The sequence below is a fragment of the Nocardioides endophyticus genome (assembly GCF_039543845.1).
Lineage (GTDB): Bacteria > Actinomycetota > Actinomycetes > Propionibacteriales > Nocardioidaceae > Nocardioides > Nocardioides endophyticus.
Window position 1 is genome coordinate 386,015 of sequence record NZ_BAABKN010000023.1, and the last position, 13,288, is coordinate 399,302.

A 13,288-nucleotide genomic window follows, 5' to 3' on the forward strand; every position below is an offset into this window, starting at 1 on the left:
TTCGATCATGGGGCGTGGCGAAGATCCGGAGCAGCGAGACGGCGAGCATCCTGCATGCCGACCTCGACTCGTTCTTCGCCTCCGTCGAGCAGCGCGACGACCCCCGGCTGCGTGGGCGGCCGGTGATCGTCGGCGCCGGAGTCGTGCTCGCCGCGAGCTACGAGGCCAAGGCGTACGGCGTGCGCTCGGCCATGGGTGGGCGGCAGGCACAACGGCTGTGTCCGAACGCGCTGGTGGTGTCACCCCGCTTCTCGGCGTACGTCGAGGCGAGCCGGGCGGTCTTCGCCGTCTTCGACGACACGACGCCGCTGGTCGAGGGCATCTCGATCGACGAGGCCTTCCTCGACGTTGGCGGGCTGCGCCGGCTCGTCGGCGACCCGGAGACGATCGGGGCGACGCTGCGTCGGCGGGTGCGCGACGAGGTGGGGCTCCCGATCTCGGTGGGCATCGCCCGCACGAAGTACCTCGCCAAGGTGGCCAGCGCCGTCTGCAAGCCCGACGGGCTGCTGCTGGTGCCACCGGACGGTGAGCAGGAGTTCCTGCACCCGCTGCCGGTCGAGCGGCTCTGGGGAGTCGGCGCCATCACCGCGGCCAAGCTGCACGCCGACGGGATCCGCACCATCGGGGAGCTCGCCCGGCGCCAGGAGCTGGAGCTGACCGCGGCGGTCGGCAAGGCCGCCGGCCGGCACCTGTGGGCGCTCGCCAACCTGCGGGACCCCCGCCCGGTCGAGGTCGGGCGTCGTCGCCGGTCGATCGGCTCGCAGGCCGCGATCGGGCGTGCTGGTCATCGCAAGTCGCAAGAGGACCTCGACGCGCTGCTCGCCGGGCTGGTCGACCGGGTCGCGCGGCGCCTGCGCGGCGGCGAGCGGATCGGCCGGACGTTCACGCTGCGGCTGCGGTTCGACGACTTCACCCGCGCGACCCGCTCGTCGACGATCCCGCGGTCGACCGCGTCGACGGCCGCCTGGCTGGAGACCGGTCGCGGGCTGCTCGACGTGGCCTGGCCGCTGATCGAGGAGCGCGGCTGCACCTTGCTCGGCATCACCATCTCCGGGCTCGTCGACGCGAGCACCGACGAGCAGCTCGAGCTGCCGCTCTTCGCCGCTGAGACCGCTGCCAGCAGCCTCGACGTCGCGCTGGACCGGGTGCGCGACCGGTTCGGGTCGAGCTCGGTGAAGCGGGCCGTCCTGGTGGGCCGGCACACAGGCCTGGAGATGCCCACGCTGCCAGACCCCGGTCCGAGCAGCCCCGGACCGAGCCAGCACCGTCCGACGCCGCGTCTACGCTGAACGCCATGTCCAACCCGATCGAGCAGTACGCACCCGAGGCCGCGGCTGCCCTGTCCGCCGTGTACGCCGCTCGCACGGCACTGGACATCGATCTCGACGACCCCCGGGTCGAGAACTTCGCCGACCAGTTCGGGGTGGACGTCTCGGTCATCGACGACGACCTGCGGCGCCGCTTCCTCGAGGCGACCGGGCCGACGGCGTTCGAGGTCACCCAGGCGATCTACGTCGACGACTACTGGCCGCGGATCGCGAGCGTGTCCGGCGAGGTGCTGGGTGGTGGGTCGTGGTCCGGCGAGGTCGGTGAGCCGACGGAGCTCTGGCCGCTGGTCGAGGAGTTCATGCGCCAGGTGGCGCGGCTCGACTCGCTCGACCCGGTGCTCACCGAGCTGGTGCGGCTTCGTGGCGCGCGCCAGCACGAGTGCCGCCTGTGCAGGTCCCGACGCTCGCTCGCGGCCATCGACGCGGGCGCGGACGAGTCGACCTTCGAGGCAGTCGACGACTTCGCCGGCAGCGACCTGCCCGCCGCCACGAAGGCCGCACTCGCGCTCACCGACACGATGATCTGGACGCCGTACCTCGTGCCGCGGCAGGTGGCCGAGGACGCGCTGGCCCACCTCGCGCCCGAGCAGGTCGTCGAGGTCGTGCTCGACGTGGCCCGCAACGCGGCCAACAAGATCGCGGTCGCCCTCGGGGCCGATGCGGCGGCCGTCACCGACGGCGTGGAGCTCTTCACGACCGATGTCGACGGCAACCTGAGCGTGGTGGAGGACGAACCTCGGTAGGTTGTCCCGGTGGGCAGGATGATCGACGGCGCCGATCGGGTGCAGCGCCGTTGGTCGGTGCTCGGCTATCCGATCGCGGTGATCTACAAGTACTTCGACGACCAGGGCAACTATCTCGCCGCGATCATCACCTACTACGCGTTCATCGCGATCTTCCCGCTTCTGCTGCTCGGCTCGTCGATCCTCGGCTTCTTCCTCGAGGGCAACCCGGAGCTCCAGAAGGAGCTGCTGGACTCGGCGCTCGCCCAGTTCCCGATCATCGGCGACCAGCTCGGTCGGCCCGAGAGCATCGAGGGCTCCATCACCGTGGTGGTCATCGGTGGCCTCGTCGCGCTCTACGGCGCGATGGGCCTCGGACAGGCACTGCAGAACGCGCTCAACATCGCCTGGTCGGTGCCGCGCAACAGCAGGCCCAACCCGATCCTGCTCCGGCTGAAGAGCCTCTTCCTGCTGCTCACCGCCGGCATCGCCGTGCTCACCATCTCGGTGCTCTCCACGCTGGCGGCCAACACGGAGGTGCTCGGCGAGACGGTGTCGTCGTACAAGTGGCCGATCACGCTGCTCACCGTGGTGGTCAACACCATCGTGCTCACGGCCCTGTTCCGGGTCGGGGCCGCGCGCAGCCACAACATCTGGCGTGGCTCCATCCCGGGCGCCGTCGCCGCCTCCCTGCTCTGGATCGGGCTGCAGAAGGTGGGGACCATCTATGTCACCAACGTCATCGGCGAGACGGTCGGCATGAACCAGACCTTCGCGCTGGTCCTCGGTCTCATCGGCCTCATCTGGCTGACCGCGGCGGCGGGAGTGCTCGGCATCGAGGTGAACGTCGTGCTCGAGCGCCGGTTGTGGCCGCGTGCTCTGCTGACGCCGTTCACGGACAACGTCGAGCTCACCGATGCCGACCGTCGTGCCTACATCGGATACGCGAGAGCCCAACGTCACAAGGGTTTCGAGACCGTGGAGGTCACCTTCACCGACACTCAGAAGCTGCGCCTGCGACGCCCCGAGTCAGAGGACGACCAGGCCGATCACGCGTCGTAGTGGGCGAGACCCGCCCAGGATTCGGACCAGGACCCGCGCGGACCGTCGCACACCCAGATGCCGGCGCCGACCTCCTCGTTGTCAGTGTCGTCGTCGTTGCGCAGTCGGTCCTTCAGCTCGCAGCCGTCGAACCCGTCCGGCGGTCCCTGCAGGACGAGCACGACGGGGAGCGCGTCGTCTGCGGGTGGGCCCCAGAACCGGTAGCCGTTGTGGCCGCTGTAGACCGGCAGGCCGACGTCATACCAGGAGATCGCCCCGGCCTCGCCGTAGTTGCCGGTGAAGATCACCGCCGTACGCCGCTCCTCGGGGCTGAGGCCGCCGACCACGGCGCGCACCTGGTCGGTGTAGTCGGGCCAGCCGATGGTGTCGAGCTGGACGTCGTTCATGTCCGACCAGACCGAGTTGGCGAAGGTCGAGGCGGGCACCACCGGGACGACCGCGGGGTAGGCGACCGCGGCCGAGGCGACCAGGACCGCGCCGGCGACGGTGACCGCTCGGGTCGACCAGCGCTCGGCGAGGTCGGTGGCGCCGGCCGCGATCAGCGGCGGGATCAGGCCGGCGAGGTAGTAGCCCTTGCCGCCGGTCACCAGGAAGACCGCGAGCACGACGAGGAAGGCGAGCGCCAGCGGTCGGACCTGCCCCCAGTCCGGTCGGCGGACCAGGCGGACGATCCCGAGGATCCAGACCGCGGAGATCACCGGGCTGAACATCACCAGCGCCTGGAGCACGAGCCCGAGACGGCCGCCGAGGCCGCCGTACTCGTCCGCGATGTCGGCCGAGAGGTCGAGCACGGGCCAGTCGTGCCGGCCCTGCCAGACCAAGTTGGGCACCCACATCGCGAGAGCCAGCAGACCGCCCAGCCAGGGCCAGGGGGTGCGCAGGACCGGCCGCGTCTCGCGGACCAACGCGACTCCGACGAGGATCCCGAGGAGGCAGAAGACGACGGCGTGCTTGTTGTTGAGGCCGACGCCCGCGAGGACCCCGGCCAGCAGCCAGAGCCTCGGCCGGTCGTCGACCAGCGCCTGCGCGACCACCACCAGGATTGCGGTCCAGGCGAGCAGGTCGAAGGTCGCGGTCGACAGCAGGTGGCCGAAGCCGGGCACCATCGCCGAGAACCCGACCGTCACGGCCGTCAGCACCTGACCGGCCCGGGCCGCGCCGAGCAGCCGCGCGAGCTGCACGGACAGCAGCACGACCGCGGCCACCGCGAGGACGCTCGGCAGGCGCAGCACGACCAGGTTCGACGGAGCGACCAGGTCGGCGAGGCGGGCAAGCATCGGGGTGAACGCCGGCTGGTCGGGATAGCCCCAAGCCGGGTGGTCTCCCGCGGCGACGAAGTAGAGCTCGTCGCGGTGCGGACCGTAGTACGGCGCAAGCACCATCAGGGCCACGGCCTGCACGAGCACGACGACCGCGACCTCGCGGACGGCGTACGGCGCCCGGGTCATCGCACCAGTGTGACCGTCAGTCGACCAGTCGGGAACGCAACAGGGCGACGACGTCGTCCGACAGACCCAGCCCGTCGCGCAGGTAGCCGTCGACCGAGCCGTAGAGCTCGGTGACCGTGTCGTACGCCGTCTGCAGGAAGGCGGGCTCGACGATCATCGTCGGCTCGTAGACCGCGACCTTGTCGGCGCCGAGGTGCTCGCCGATCAGCGCCAGGTACTTCGCCCGCGTCGCCGACGAGAACGTGTTGGTCAGCAGGTAGTCGTCCAGGATGGTGGCCCGGTCGACCCCGGCGATCTCGAGGAGCAGGGCCGCCGCCCAGCCGGTGCGGTCCTTGCCGGCCGTGCAATGGAAGAGCTGTGGCACCGGGCCGGTCGCGAGGTCGGTGAGGAGCTCGGCGTACGACGCGCGGGCCGCCGGCGCCCGCACGAACGCGTCGTACACCTGGCACATCACGCGCACGGCGGCGTCGGAGTCCTCGAGCCCCGAGATCATCTCCATCGGGATGCCGGACACCTCGACGTGGTGCCAGACGGCGCCCGGGACCTCGACGTCGGGGTGCGCATCGATCTCCATCTGCCCACGCAGGTCGTGGATGCGGGCGATCCCGAGGTCGGCCAGGGTGCCGGCGTCGGCCGCCGTCAGCTGGAGCTCATTGGACCTGAAGAAGACGCCACGTCGTACTCGCCCCCCGCCGGCGACCGGATAGCCGGCGCCGGTGCCGGCCACGTCGCGGAAGTTGTCGGCGGAGGCCAGGCGGGCCAACTCGCGAGGCGCGGTGGCGTCGGAGGTCGGGGTGTTGCTCACGACCGCAGCATAGGGCTGGTCCAGATACGTCCGGCTTTCCGGCACGTGAACGACTTCCGTCGCCTAGCGTGTGGCGCGGCCTCGGGGCTGTGTCCATCTGACGCATCTCGAGCGGGGAGCTCTCTCATGCTGCGCAAGGTAATGGCCGTCCTGGCCGCCATCGCCATCACCACCGGCCTGACCATGGTCGTCACCTCCGGCGCCGACGCGAAGTCGGTGCTGCCGGCACACGGGAACTATGCCGGTGTCGACCACAGCGGCCGGATGGTCACGCTGTCGTTCAGCGGCAACTACATGTCCCACTTCACCGTCGGCCACAAGGTCATCGGCGGAGCCCACGTGTCCACGGGCGCCTGGCACGAGACCTGCCACGGCGGCTTCTGCACCAAGGGCATGTGGGTGACCGATAACCACATCACCGGCTCGTGGCGCGAAGGGGGCGGCTCGTGGACCCACTTCTCGGTCTACCTCGAGCAGCCGATCAAGCCGTACGTCGGCACCTACATGGGCAGGGACCACAGCGGGCTCAAGGTCCATCTGTCGTTCGGCAGCGGGAAGATCAGTGCCTTCACGCTCGATCACAGCAACCGTGGCAACATCCCGGTGACCCACGGGAAGTTCGAGACCTGCCTGCCGTCGATCTGCGTGAAGGGCCACTGGCAGTCGGAGTACGAGGTCGTCGGCTCCTGGCGTCCGGCGAACGGCTCGCACTGGTCGACCTTCGATGCGTACGCCTACGCGTTCTGAGCCCACCCACTGGGTCAGCGCAGTGGGACGAACCGGTAGCGGCCGTGCCGGCTGACCTGTACTGATCCGCTCTCCTGCTGGATCAGCAGCATCTCGCCGGCGACCGGCAGCACCATCCGCGCCTTCTCACCGAGCTGGGAGACCAGCTCGGTGGGGAGGTTGCGTGCTTCGGCGGACACCAGGATCCGGTCGTACGGCGCGCCGGCGGGGTCGCCGAGCACGCCTGGTGCGGCCGCGTCGATGCTCGCCCATGGCCAGTCGCCCTGGCTCAGGTTGGCGCGGCCGAACGCCACCAGGTCGGGCTCGAGCTCGAGTCCCCGGACGGTGCCCTCGGGGCCGGTCAGGTGGGCGAGCAGCCCGGTCGTCCAGCCGGAGCCCGTGCCGACGTCGAGCACCCGATCGCCGGGGCGCACCTCCAGCAACCGGAGCATCGCCTCTACCGTCCGGGGCTGGGAGTTCGTCTGTCCGTGGCCGATCTCGATCGGGCCGTCGTACGCCGCCCGGTCCCGCTCACGCTCCGGCAGGAACCACTCCCGCGGCACTGCCGCGAACGCGTCCGAGACCCGGTCGCCCATCTGCCCGAGTCTTCCATGCGGCTCTTCCATTCGAAATCGGAGACGGCGGGACCCGCCGTCCGCCACAATCTCGCCGTGATCAAGCTCGAGCTTCTCTTCGGGATCGCGACCTTCGCCCTCTGGGTGTTCTGCCTGGTCGACGCGATCGGCAGCCGGTCCGACCGGGTCCGCAACCTGCCCAAGGTGGCCTGGATCATCCTGATCCTGCTCTTCCCGTTCATCGGTTCGATCGCCTGGATCGTCGCCGGCCGACCCGAGTCGACCAACGCCCGCCGCTCGGCGTACGAACGCTCCCAGCCGGACTTTCCCGAGTACGACCGCCCCGGCCGCGCGGCCGCCGTCGACCCCGACCAGGACGCCGACTTCCTCCGCCAGGTCCGCGAGCGCGCCGAGGCCCAACGCAAGCAGTACGACGAGCAGAAGAAGCGCGAGCGCGAGGCCGACGGCACCGCCGAGTAGTGCCGACGGTCGGCCCCGGTGGTTGAGGTGGGAGGCGCGCTGGCGCCGAGCCTCGAAACAGCGCAGCGTGCGCAGGGCAATGAGTGTCACGGTCTGGTGGTTCGTCGTCCTTCCGTACGGCGCCAGGATGCGGCCCCCGATCCTCGGCGCAGGCAGAGCAATGGGCGTGGTCTGCGGGTCCGCCCGGGTTGGCCGCCGATAGGCAGCTACGCCGGGTACGGCGGGCGGGTGGTGGCGGCTGCTTGCCGGGCTTCCGGTCGCAGGCGGGTCGTCTGGTGCCCGACCTTTCGGTTGTTCGTACGTTCGTCCTTAGCCCTCCACAGGCGATGCCCGGTGGTGTGGATGAAGCCCCGGGATCGTGACCTAGTCGTGACCCAGAACCCAGTGAAATAGAGGGTTCTGAGCCGCCGGCACCGCCGGCGGGGCCACAGCCATGCCCAGGCGGGGTTTCTGGGGCGGTGACCACATATCCCGTCCGTCGCGTTACCGACTGCAACCACGACGGCGCGCGGCGCTCGTGAGAGGGCGCGAGGGAAGGCATGCGCGCTCGCGTGGGTTCGAGGCTCGGCGCTAGTGCGCCTCACATCTCACCACCGGGGTCCCGGCGGGCCGCCGCTTGCTCTACCGCCGGTGTCCCGCGCGGGCGCGCCTTGGCGGCAGCGGGACGAACATCGAGGTGCGGGCGGCGTACTCGGCGTAGCCGGGGCGCTTCATCATGGTCTTCTCGAGCAAGCGGGCGCCGGTGATCCAGACGAGCCAGACGGTCATGGCGACTGGAGCGAGCACCGACACGAGGGCGGCCAGCCAGCCGGAGGCGAGGCCGCCGGCGAGCCAGATGCCCCACCAGACGCAGGCGTCGCCGAAGTAGTTGGGGTGCCGCGACCAGGACCAGAGGCCGCGGTCCATGACGGGGCCGCGGACGGGGTCGCGCTTGTACGCCGCGAGCTGGGCGTCGCCGACGGTCTCGAAGAGGACGCCGACGGCCCAGACGACGACGCCGAGCCAGGCGACCCAGGTCCAGGAGAGGTCGGCGACGGCGGCGGCCTGGAGGGGGAGCGAGACGAGCCAGACGGCAGCACCCTGGACCAGGAACACGCGGCGTACGGCGACGCCGAGCCCGACCTCGGACAGCGGACCGCCCAGCACGGCGAGGTAGCGCGGGTCCTCGCCGTGGCCGCGTGAGCGGGTGAAGATGTGCGAGGAGAGCCGACCGGCCCAGATGCCGACGAGGGCGACCAGCACCCAGCTCTGCCAGGTCCCGGACCACGCCGCGCACACCACGGACACCGTGGAGAGGGCGATGCCCCACGCGGTGTCGACCACGGAGACGTGGCCGGACCGGGCCGCAGCGACAGCGGTCAGGGTCATCACGATCGCGGCCGTGACCAGCGACAGCCCGGCGACGACGAGGTAGTCAGGCACGTTCGAGCAGCACCTGCTCCACGTCGAGGTAGCCGGATGCGAAACCGGCGCGCGAGTAGCAGAGGTAGAAGTGCCACATCCGCAGGAAGGTGTCGTCGAAGCCGAGCTCCTTCACCTCGGCGGCACGGGCCAGGAAGGTCTCGTCCCACCGCCGCAGCGTCTCGGCGTAGTCGTGGCCGAAGGCCAGTCGGTCGGTGACCCGCAGCGACGTGTGTGCCGTGGTGGCCTCGTCGATCGCCTCTGCCGACGGCAGGAACCCACCGGGGAAGATGTACTTGTTGATCCACGTGAAGCTGCCGCGGGTCGCGAGCATCCGGTCGTGCGGCATCAGGATCGCCTGGATGCCGGCCCGTCCCCCGGGGGCGAGCAGGGCGTCGATGGTCGAGAAGTACGTCGGCCAGAACTCGTGCCCGACCGCCTCGATCATCTCGACGCTGAGCACGGCGTCGTACTCGCCCTCGACGTCGCGGTAGTCGCTCAGGTCGACCTGGACCCGGTCGGCGAAGCCGGCGGCCTCGATCCGCTCGCGGGCGAGGGCCTGCTGCTCGGACGAGAGCGTCACCGACCGGACGGTGGCACCTCGGGCCGCGGCGCGGATCGCGAGCTCGCCCCAGCCGGTGCCGATCTCGAGCACCCGGGTGCCCTCGCCGACCTGCGTCACATCGAGCAGCCGGTCGATCTTGCGCTGCTGTGCGGTCGCCAGGTCGAGCGAGAGGTCGCGTTCGAAGAGCGCGGCGGAGTAGCTGAGCGACTCGTCCAGGAAGAGCCGGAAGAGGTCGTTGGAGAGGTCGTAGTGGTGCGCGATCAGCTCGCGGGTCTGGTCCTTGGAGGTGCGGTGGTGCTGGGGCATCCGGTGCTGGACGAGGCCACGCAGACGCTGCAGCGGGCGGGGCACCAGGTCGGCGATGTCGGCCGCCAGCACGGTGAGGAACGGCGTCAGGTCCTCGGCGTCCCAGGCGCCGGTGAGATAGGCCTCGCCGAAGCCGATCAGGCCGTCGCGACCGAGTCGCGCGAAGAGCTCGTCGGGCCGGTGCACGGTCATCGCCGGACCGCCGGTGCCGATCACGTCGCCGTCGAGGGTCACGCTCACGGCCAGCCGGCGTACGGCGGCCAGGAAGAGCCGACGCGCGACGGCGGCGGAGACAGCGGTGCGCGGACCGCCGGGTACGGCGTCGAGTCCGGGCCAGGCGCCGGGCGTGGGGCGGGTCGGGGTGAGTGTCACCGGACTCCCTCCTGGTGGTGTGCGGGTCTGGGGCGGATCGGGAGCCGGCGCAGCCAGAGCGCGACCCCGTGCAGGCGGATGAGCAGTGCGCCCCGGAGCGCGGCCGGGGCGGCACGCAGTGGACTCGTGCCACTGCGGTGCCCGTTCAGCGCTGCGCTGAACCGGACCCCGTCATCGGTGGTGAGGTTGACGCTGATCAGCAGCTGGTCGTCGGGCACCGGAACTGCGAGGTCGTAGGTGCCGTCGGTGCCGTGGAACGGCGAGACGTACATCTGCTTGGGTGTCGTGGCCCGCCCGCGCTTGTCCGGATGGACGAGGTACGCGTGCCGGTCGCCGTACGTGTTGTGGACCTCGACGACGACGCACGGGTCGCTGGCGGTCGGCCACACCCAGAAGACGCTGATCGGGTTGAAGCAGAAGCCGAAAGCCCGTGGTTGAGCGGCCATCAGCACCCGGCCGGCGCCCAGCTCGATGCCCTGGAGCCGCAGGAACTCCGCAAGGTTCTGCCGGATGGTGCGGTCCGGGTCACCGAGGTGGTCGCGCGCCTCGAAGCTGCCGAGCACCGGGTTGAGGACACCGTGGTCGGGCAGCGAGTCGAGGTCGACCAGCCAGGTCTGGGAGCGGTGCGTGAACGACCGCTTCCACGGCGCACGTCGGGTGTGCCGGACCGTGGTGGCGTAGATGCCGGTCGCGGCCCCGGCCGAGGAATCAGTCGGAGGCTCGCCCCAGGTCAGCCCCAGCCGCTCGGCGGCGGCCAGTCCCGACCGCGCGCCGTCCTCGTGGAAGCCCCAGCCGTAGTAGGCACCGGCGAAGGCGACTCGCTCGGTGTCGATCTCGCTCAGGCGAGCTCGGGCGGCGACGGACTCGGGTGTGTAGAGCGGGTGCTCGTACTCCATGCGGTCGATGACGGTCGCCGGGTCGACGACGTCTTCGCCGCCGAGCGTGACCAGGTAGTGCGTGGTGGTGGGCAGCCCCTGCAGCCGCGTCAGGTCGTAGGTCACCGTGACGTGGTCGGTGGCGTCGACCGGGCGCCGGAAGTTCCACGATGCCCGGGCGCCTTCGGCCCTCGGCAGCACCGAGGCGTCGGTGTGCAGCAGTGCCACGTTGCGGGAGTAGGGGAGCGCCGCGAGCACGTCGCGCTGCGCGGTCGTCGGCGCTGCCAGCATCGCCAGCGCGTGGCTGGGATGCGTCGCGACCACCACGGCGTCGTACGTCGTGACGACGCCGTTTCCGTCGGTCACGTCGACCCCGGCGTCGGTCTCGAGGACCGAGGTCACCTTGGTGCCGGTGCGGACCTCGTCGATGGTGGCGGCGACCCGCTCGACGTACGTCCGCGAGCCGCCGGTGACCGTGCGCCACTCCGGCGACCCGAAGATGCCGAGCATGCCGTGGTGGTCGAGGAACGAGAAGAGGTAGCGGGCCGGGTAGTCCAGCGCCACCGCCGGGTCGCACGACCACACCGACGCGACCAGCGGCTCCATGAAGTGCCGCCGGAAGTACGGCGTGGAGCGGCCGGCGTCCAGGAAGGCGCTCAGTGTCTGGTCCGCGCCCTCGGTCGCGAGCAGCTTGCGGGCCTGGCGGTGGAAGCGGGGGATCTCGGTGAGCATCCGCAGGTACGCCGGGCGCGAGAGGTTGCGGCGATCGGGGAAGAGCCCGCGCCGACCCAGCGCGCCGGCCCACTCCAGGCCGGTGGCGTCGTCGCGCACCGACAGGGACATCTCCGACGGCTGTGTCTCCACCCCCAGCTCGCGGAACATCCGCAGCAGCACCGGGTAGGCGCGCTCGTTGTGCACGATGAAGCCGGTGTCGATCGCCAGGTCCTCGACCTGGTGGGTGTCGGCGTGCCCGCCCAGCCGGTCGTCGGCCTCGTAGAGCGTGACCGACGCCGTCTGGGACACGAAGTACGCCGCCGTCAGCCCAGCGACGCCCGAGCCGACGACCGCGACGCGGCGCTCGGAGGTTGTGCTCATGCGCCCTGCCCGAAGTCGAAGAGCGCGATCGGGTCGGAGGTCGGGTGATCGGACCCGCCCTCCGGCTCGATGGTGATGCCGGCCGCGTCGGCCGTCCTCGCGTCGCCCTCGAGCATGATCTTCTGGTCGGCCTTCACCGGCATCACACCGGCCGAGACCATGCCACTCACGGGCTGGTCCAGCCAGAGCTGGTAGACCATGCCCTTCGGAGGCGGCGGCATCTTCTCCGTGACCAGGACGGCCTTGCCCATCGAGTCGGAGTGGGTGACCGTCGCCTTGGCGCCGCCCGGGAAGTCGAGCGAGGTGCTGCGGGCGTCCGGGGCGCTCAGGACCTGGTCGGCGACCGACGGCGCTTCGCCGGTGCTGTCCTGCCAGGGCTGCTGCCAAACCACCGCGGCGCCACCGCCGAGCACGACGACTGCGGCTGCCGCTGCCAGGAGCCGGACGCCGCGTCCCTGGCGTCGGGCCGGGACAGGAGGGGCGGCCGGGGTCTCGGGCGGCAGTGGCCGGACCTTGGTGATGTCGGCGAGCACCCGGTCGCGCAGGGCGGCCGGCGGCTCGGTGGCCGTGGTCTCGGCGAGCAGGGCGGCAGCCTCGCGGAGGCCGGCGACCTCGGCACGGCACTCGGCGCACTCGGTCAGGTGACGCTCGAAGCCCGCGCGCTCGATGTCGTCGAGCGCATCGACGGCGTAGGCGCCGGAGAGAGCGTGGATGTCGTTCGGCGTGGTCATGCGGGGCCCCCTCGAAAGTGTGGACGGGAGGAGCGGAGCGGGGGACGGCCACAGTCTCGTGGGGTGCTCATGAGCCGACTCCCAGTGCGTCGCGAAGCCGGATGAGTCCGTCTCGGATACGAGTCTTGGCGGTGCCGACCGGCAGATCGAGCATCGTCGCCACCTCCGTGTGCGTGTAGCCACCGAAGTACGCGAGGCCGATGGCCTCTTGCTGTACGTCGGTGAGGGTCTTCAGCGCACCGCGGACGCGGCGCGCCTCGAGCGACGCCTGGACCGCTTCCACGGTCGTGTCGTGGTCGGTCGGCTGATTGCTCTGGTGGTACGTCGTGTCGCGGCGGGTCGACGCCTCGGCGGACCGGACCCGGTCCACTGCCTTGCGGTGCGTGATCGTCAGGATCCAGGCGAACGGACTGCCCTTGGTCTCGTCGAACCGCCCGGCGGTGCGCCAGATCTCGAGGAACACCTCCTGGGTCACCTCCTCGGCCTGGGCCGGGTCGCGGACGACCCGGAGGGCCAGGCCGAAGACGCGGGACGAGGTGGCGTCGTACAGCCGGGCGAACGCTGCCTCGTCGGCCCGACCGGCCCGCCTCAGCAGGTCGGCCAGGTCGGGCGCTGCGCCGGCGTCGTCCCCGGGTGGCCCGTCGAGCTCCCCGGAGCTCACCGGTCGGAGGTGGTCCATGTGTCGATCCTTGCCCGCGCGTCGTCAGTTGAGAGTGGTTCGGTACCCGTCGTCGAACGGATTGGACAGGCGGGCAACTTCTTCGGGGATTTGTTGTTGCAGGATGGACCTGGGCGCC

General features: G+C 70.9%; 13 protein-coding genes. 5 read left to right on the plus strand and 8 right to left on the minus strand.

The genetic code is table 11. The features are described from left to right. Positions 1 to 14 precede the first annotated feature (14 nt). From dinB to ABEA33_RS19000, 3 genes are read left to right on the plus strand one after another with little or no spacing between them, the layout of a single operon-like run. Positions 15 to 1,289 carry a DNA polymerase IV gene (gene dinB, locus ABEA33_RS18990; RefSeq protein ID WP_345528499.1) on the plus strand — a complete coding sequence of 425 codons (1,275 nt, stop codon included), beginning with the start codon at positions 15 to 17 and terminating at the stop codon, positions 1,287 to 1,289. Positions 1,290 to 1,294: 5 nt separating this feature from the next. Beyond that, positions 1,295 to 2,071, plus strand: a complete 777-nt coding sequence (locus ABEA33_RS18995) for a carboxymuconolactone decarboxylase family protein (RefSeq protein ID WP_345528500.1) — start codon at positions 1,295 to 1,297, stop codon at positions 2,069 to 2,071. An 18-nt stretch (positions 2,072 to 2,089) separates the two neighbouring features. Continuing rightward, on the plus strand, positions 2,090 to 3,112 hold the full coding sequence (locus tag ABEA33_RS19000; protein WP_345528641.1) for a YihY/virulence factor BrkB family protein: 1,023 nt from the start codon (positions 2,090 to 2,092) through the stop codon (positions 3,110 to 3,112). Here the strand turns inward: ABEA33_RS19000 and ABEA33_RS19005 are convergent. After that, complete coding sequence (locus ABEA33_RS19005; RefSeq protein ID WP_345528501.1) at positions 3,100 to 4,560, minus strand: glycosyltransferase family 39 protein; 1,461 nt, start codon at positions 4,558 to 4,560, stop codon at positions 3,100 to 3,102. The two genes, ABEA33_RS19000 and ABEA33_RS19005, sit on opposite strands and share 13 nt — an antisense overlap. 16 nt (positions 4,561 to 4,576) lie before the next feature. Next, positions 4,577 to 5,365, minus strand: a complete 789-nt coding sequence (locus ABEA33_RS19010; RefSeq protein WP_345528502.1) for a tyrosine-protein phosphatase — start codon at positions 5,363 to 5,365, stop codon at positions 4,577 to 4,579. Between the two features lie 126 nt (positions 5,366 to 5,491). Between ABEA33_RS19010 and ABEA33_RS19015 the strand changes: the two genes are divergently transcribed. After that, positions 5,492 to 6,112, plus strand: coding sequence for a hypothetical protein (locus tag ABEA33_RS19015; RefSeq protein ID WP_345528503.1), 621 nt, complete (start codon positions 5,492 to 5,494; stop codon positions 6,110 to 6,112). A 14-nt stretch (positions 6,113 to 6,126) separates the two neighbouring features. Here the strand turns inward: ABEA33_RS19015 and ABEA33_RS19020 are convergent, their stop codons facing one another. Then, the gene (locus tag ABEA33_RS19020; RefSeq protein WP_345528504.1) at positions 6,127 to 6,687 is read right to left on the minus strand and encodes a protein-L-isoaspartate O-methyltransferase family protein; all 561 of its coding nucleotides are present in this window, start codon (positions 6,685 to 6,687) and stop codon (positions 6,127 to 6,129) included. Positions 6,688 to 6,762: 75 nt separating this feature from the next. Between ABEA33_RS19020 and ABEA33_RS19025 the strand changes: the two genes are divergently transcribed. After that, complete coding sequence (locus ABEA33_RS19025) at positions 6,763 to 7,146, plus strand: PLD nuclease N-terminal domain-containing protein (RefSeq protein WP_345528505.1); 384 nt, start codon at positions 6,763 to 6,765, stop codon at positions 7,144 to 7,146. A 621-nt stretch (positions 7,147 to 7,767) separates the two neighbouring features. Here ABEA33_RS19025 and ABEA33_RS19030 read toward each other — a convergent pair. The 5 genes from ABEA33_RS19030 to sigK all read right to left on the minus strand — a co-directional run bounded on the left by ABEA33_RS19030 (position 7,768) and on the right by sigK (position 13,170). Further along, positions 7,768 to 8,568 carry a DUF1295 domain-containing protein gene (locus ABEA33_RS19030; protein ID WP_345528506.1) on the minus strand — a complete coding sequence of 267 codons (801 nt, stop codon included), beginning with the start codon at positions 8,566 to 8,568 and terminating at the stop codon, positions 7,768 to 7,770. Further along, positions 8,561 to 9,790: a class I SAM-dependent methyltransferase gene (locus tag ABEA33_RS19035; protein WP_345528507.1), complete on the minus strand. Its 1,230-nt coding sequence runs from the start codon at positions 9,788 to 9,790 to the stop codon at positions 8,561 to 8,563. The genes ABEA33_RS19030 and ABEA33_RS19035 overlap by 8 nt, the downstream gene beginning before the upstream one ends. After that, complete coding sequence (locus ABEA33_RS19040; RefSeq protein WP_345528508.1) at positions 9,787 to 11,760, minus strand: FAD-dependent oxidoreductase; 1,974 nt, start codon at positions 11,758 to 11,760, stop codon at positions 9,787 to 9,789. Before ABEA33_RS19040 ends, ABEA33_RS19035 begins: the two co-directional genes overlap by 4 nt. Beyond that, complete coding sequence (locus ABEA33_RS19045; RefSeq protein WP_345528510.1) at positions 11,757 to 12,491, minus strand: anti-sigma factor; 735 nt, start codon at positions 12,489 to 12,491, stop codon at positions 11,757 to 11,759. The genes ABEA33_RS19040 and ABEA33_RS19045 overlap by 4 nt, the downstream gene beginning before the upstream one ends. A 67-nt stretch (positions 12,492 to 12,558) precedes the next feature. Then, positions 12,559 to 13,170 carry an ECF RNA polymerase sigma factor SigK gene (gene sigK, locus ABEA33_RS19050; RefSeq protein ID WP_345528511.1) on the minus strand — a complete coding sequence of 204 codons (612 nt, stop codon included), beginning with the start codon at positions 13,168 to 13,170 and terminating at the stop codon, positions 12,559 to 12,561. Positions 13,171 to 13,288: the final 118 nt, after the last annotated feature.

Excerpts from the sequence above, each read along its gene's own strand:
- ABEA33_RS18995 (WP_345528500.1), top strand. The coding sequence starts at position 1,295 with ATGTCCAACCCGATCGAGCAGTACGCACCCGAGGCCGCGGCTGCCCTG.
- ABEA33_RS19000 (WP_345528641.1), top strand. The coding sequence starts at position 2,090 with ATGATCGACGGCGCCGATCGGGTGCAGCGCCGTTGGTCGGTGCTCGGC.
- ABEA33_RS19005 (WP_345528501.1), bottom strand. The coding sequence starts at position 4,560 with ATGACCCGGGCGCCGTACGCCGTCCGCGAGGTCGCGGTCGTCGTGCTC.
- ABEA33_RS19015 (WP_345528503.1), top strand. The coding sequence starts at position 5,492 with ATGCTGCGCAAGGTAATGGCCGTCCTGGCCGCCATCGCCATCACCACC.
- ABEA33_RS19020 (WP_345528504.1), bottom strand. The coding sequence starts at position 6,687 with ATGGGCGACCGGGTCTCGGACGCGTTCGCGGCAGTGCCGCGGGAGTGG.
- ABEA33_RS19040 (WP_345528508.1), bottom strand. The coding sequence starts at position 11,760 with ATGAGCACAACCTCCGAGCGCCGCGTCGCGGTCGTCGGCTCGGGCGTC.
- ABEA33_RS19045 (WP_345528510.1), bottom strand. The coding sequence starts at position 12,491 with ATGACCACGCCGAACGACATCCACGCTCTCTCCGGCGCCTACGCCGTC.
- sigK (WP_345528511.1), bottom strand. The coding sequence starts at position 13,170 with ATGGACCACCTCCGACCGGTGAGCTCCGGGGAGCTCGACGGGCCACCC.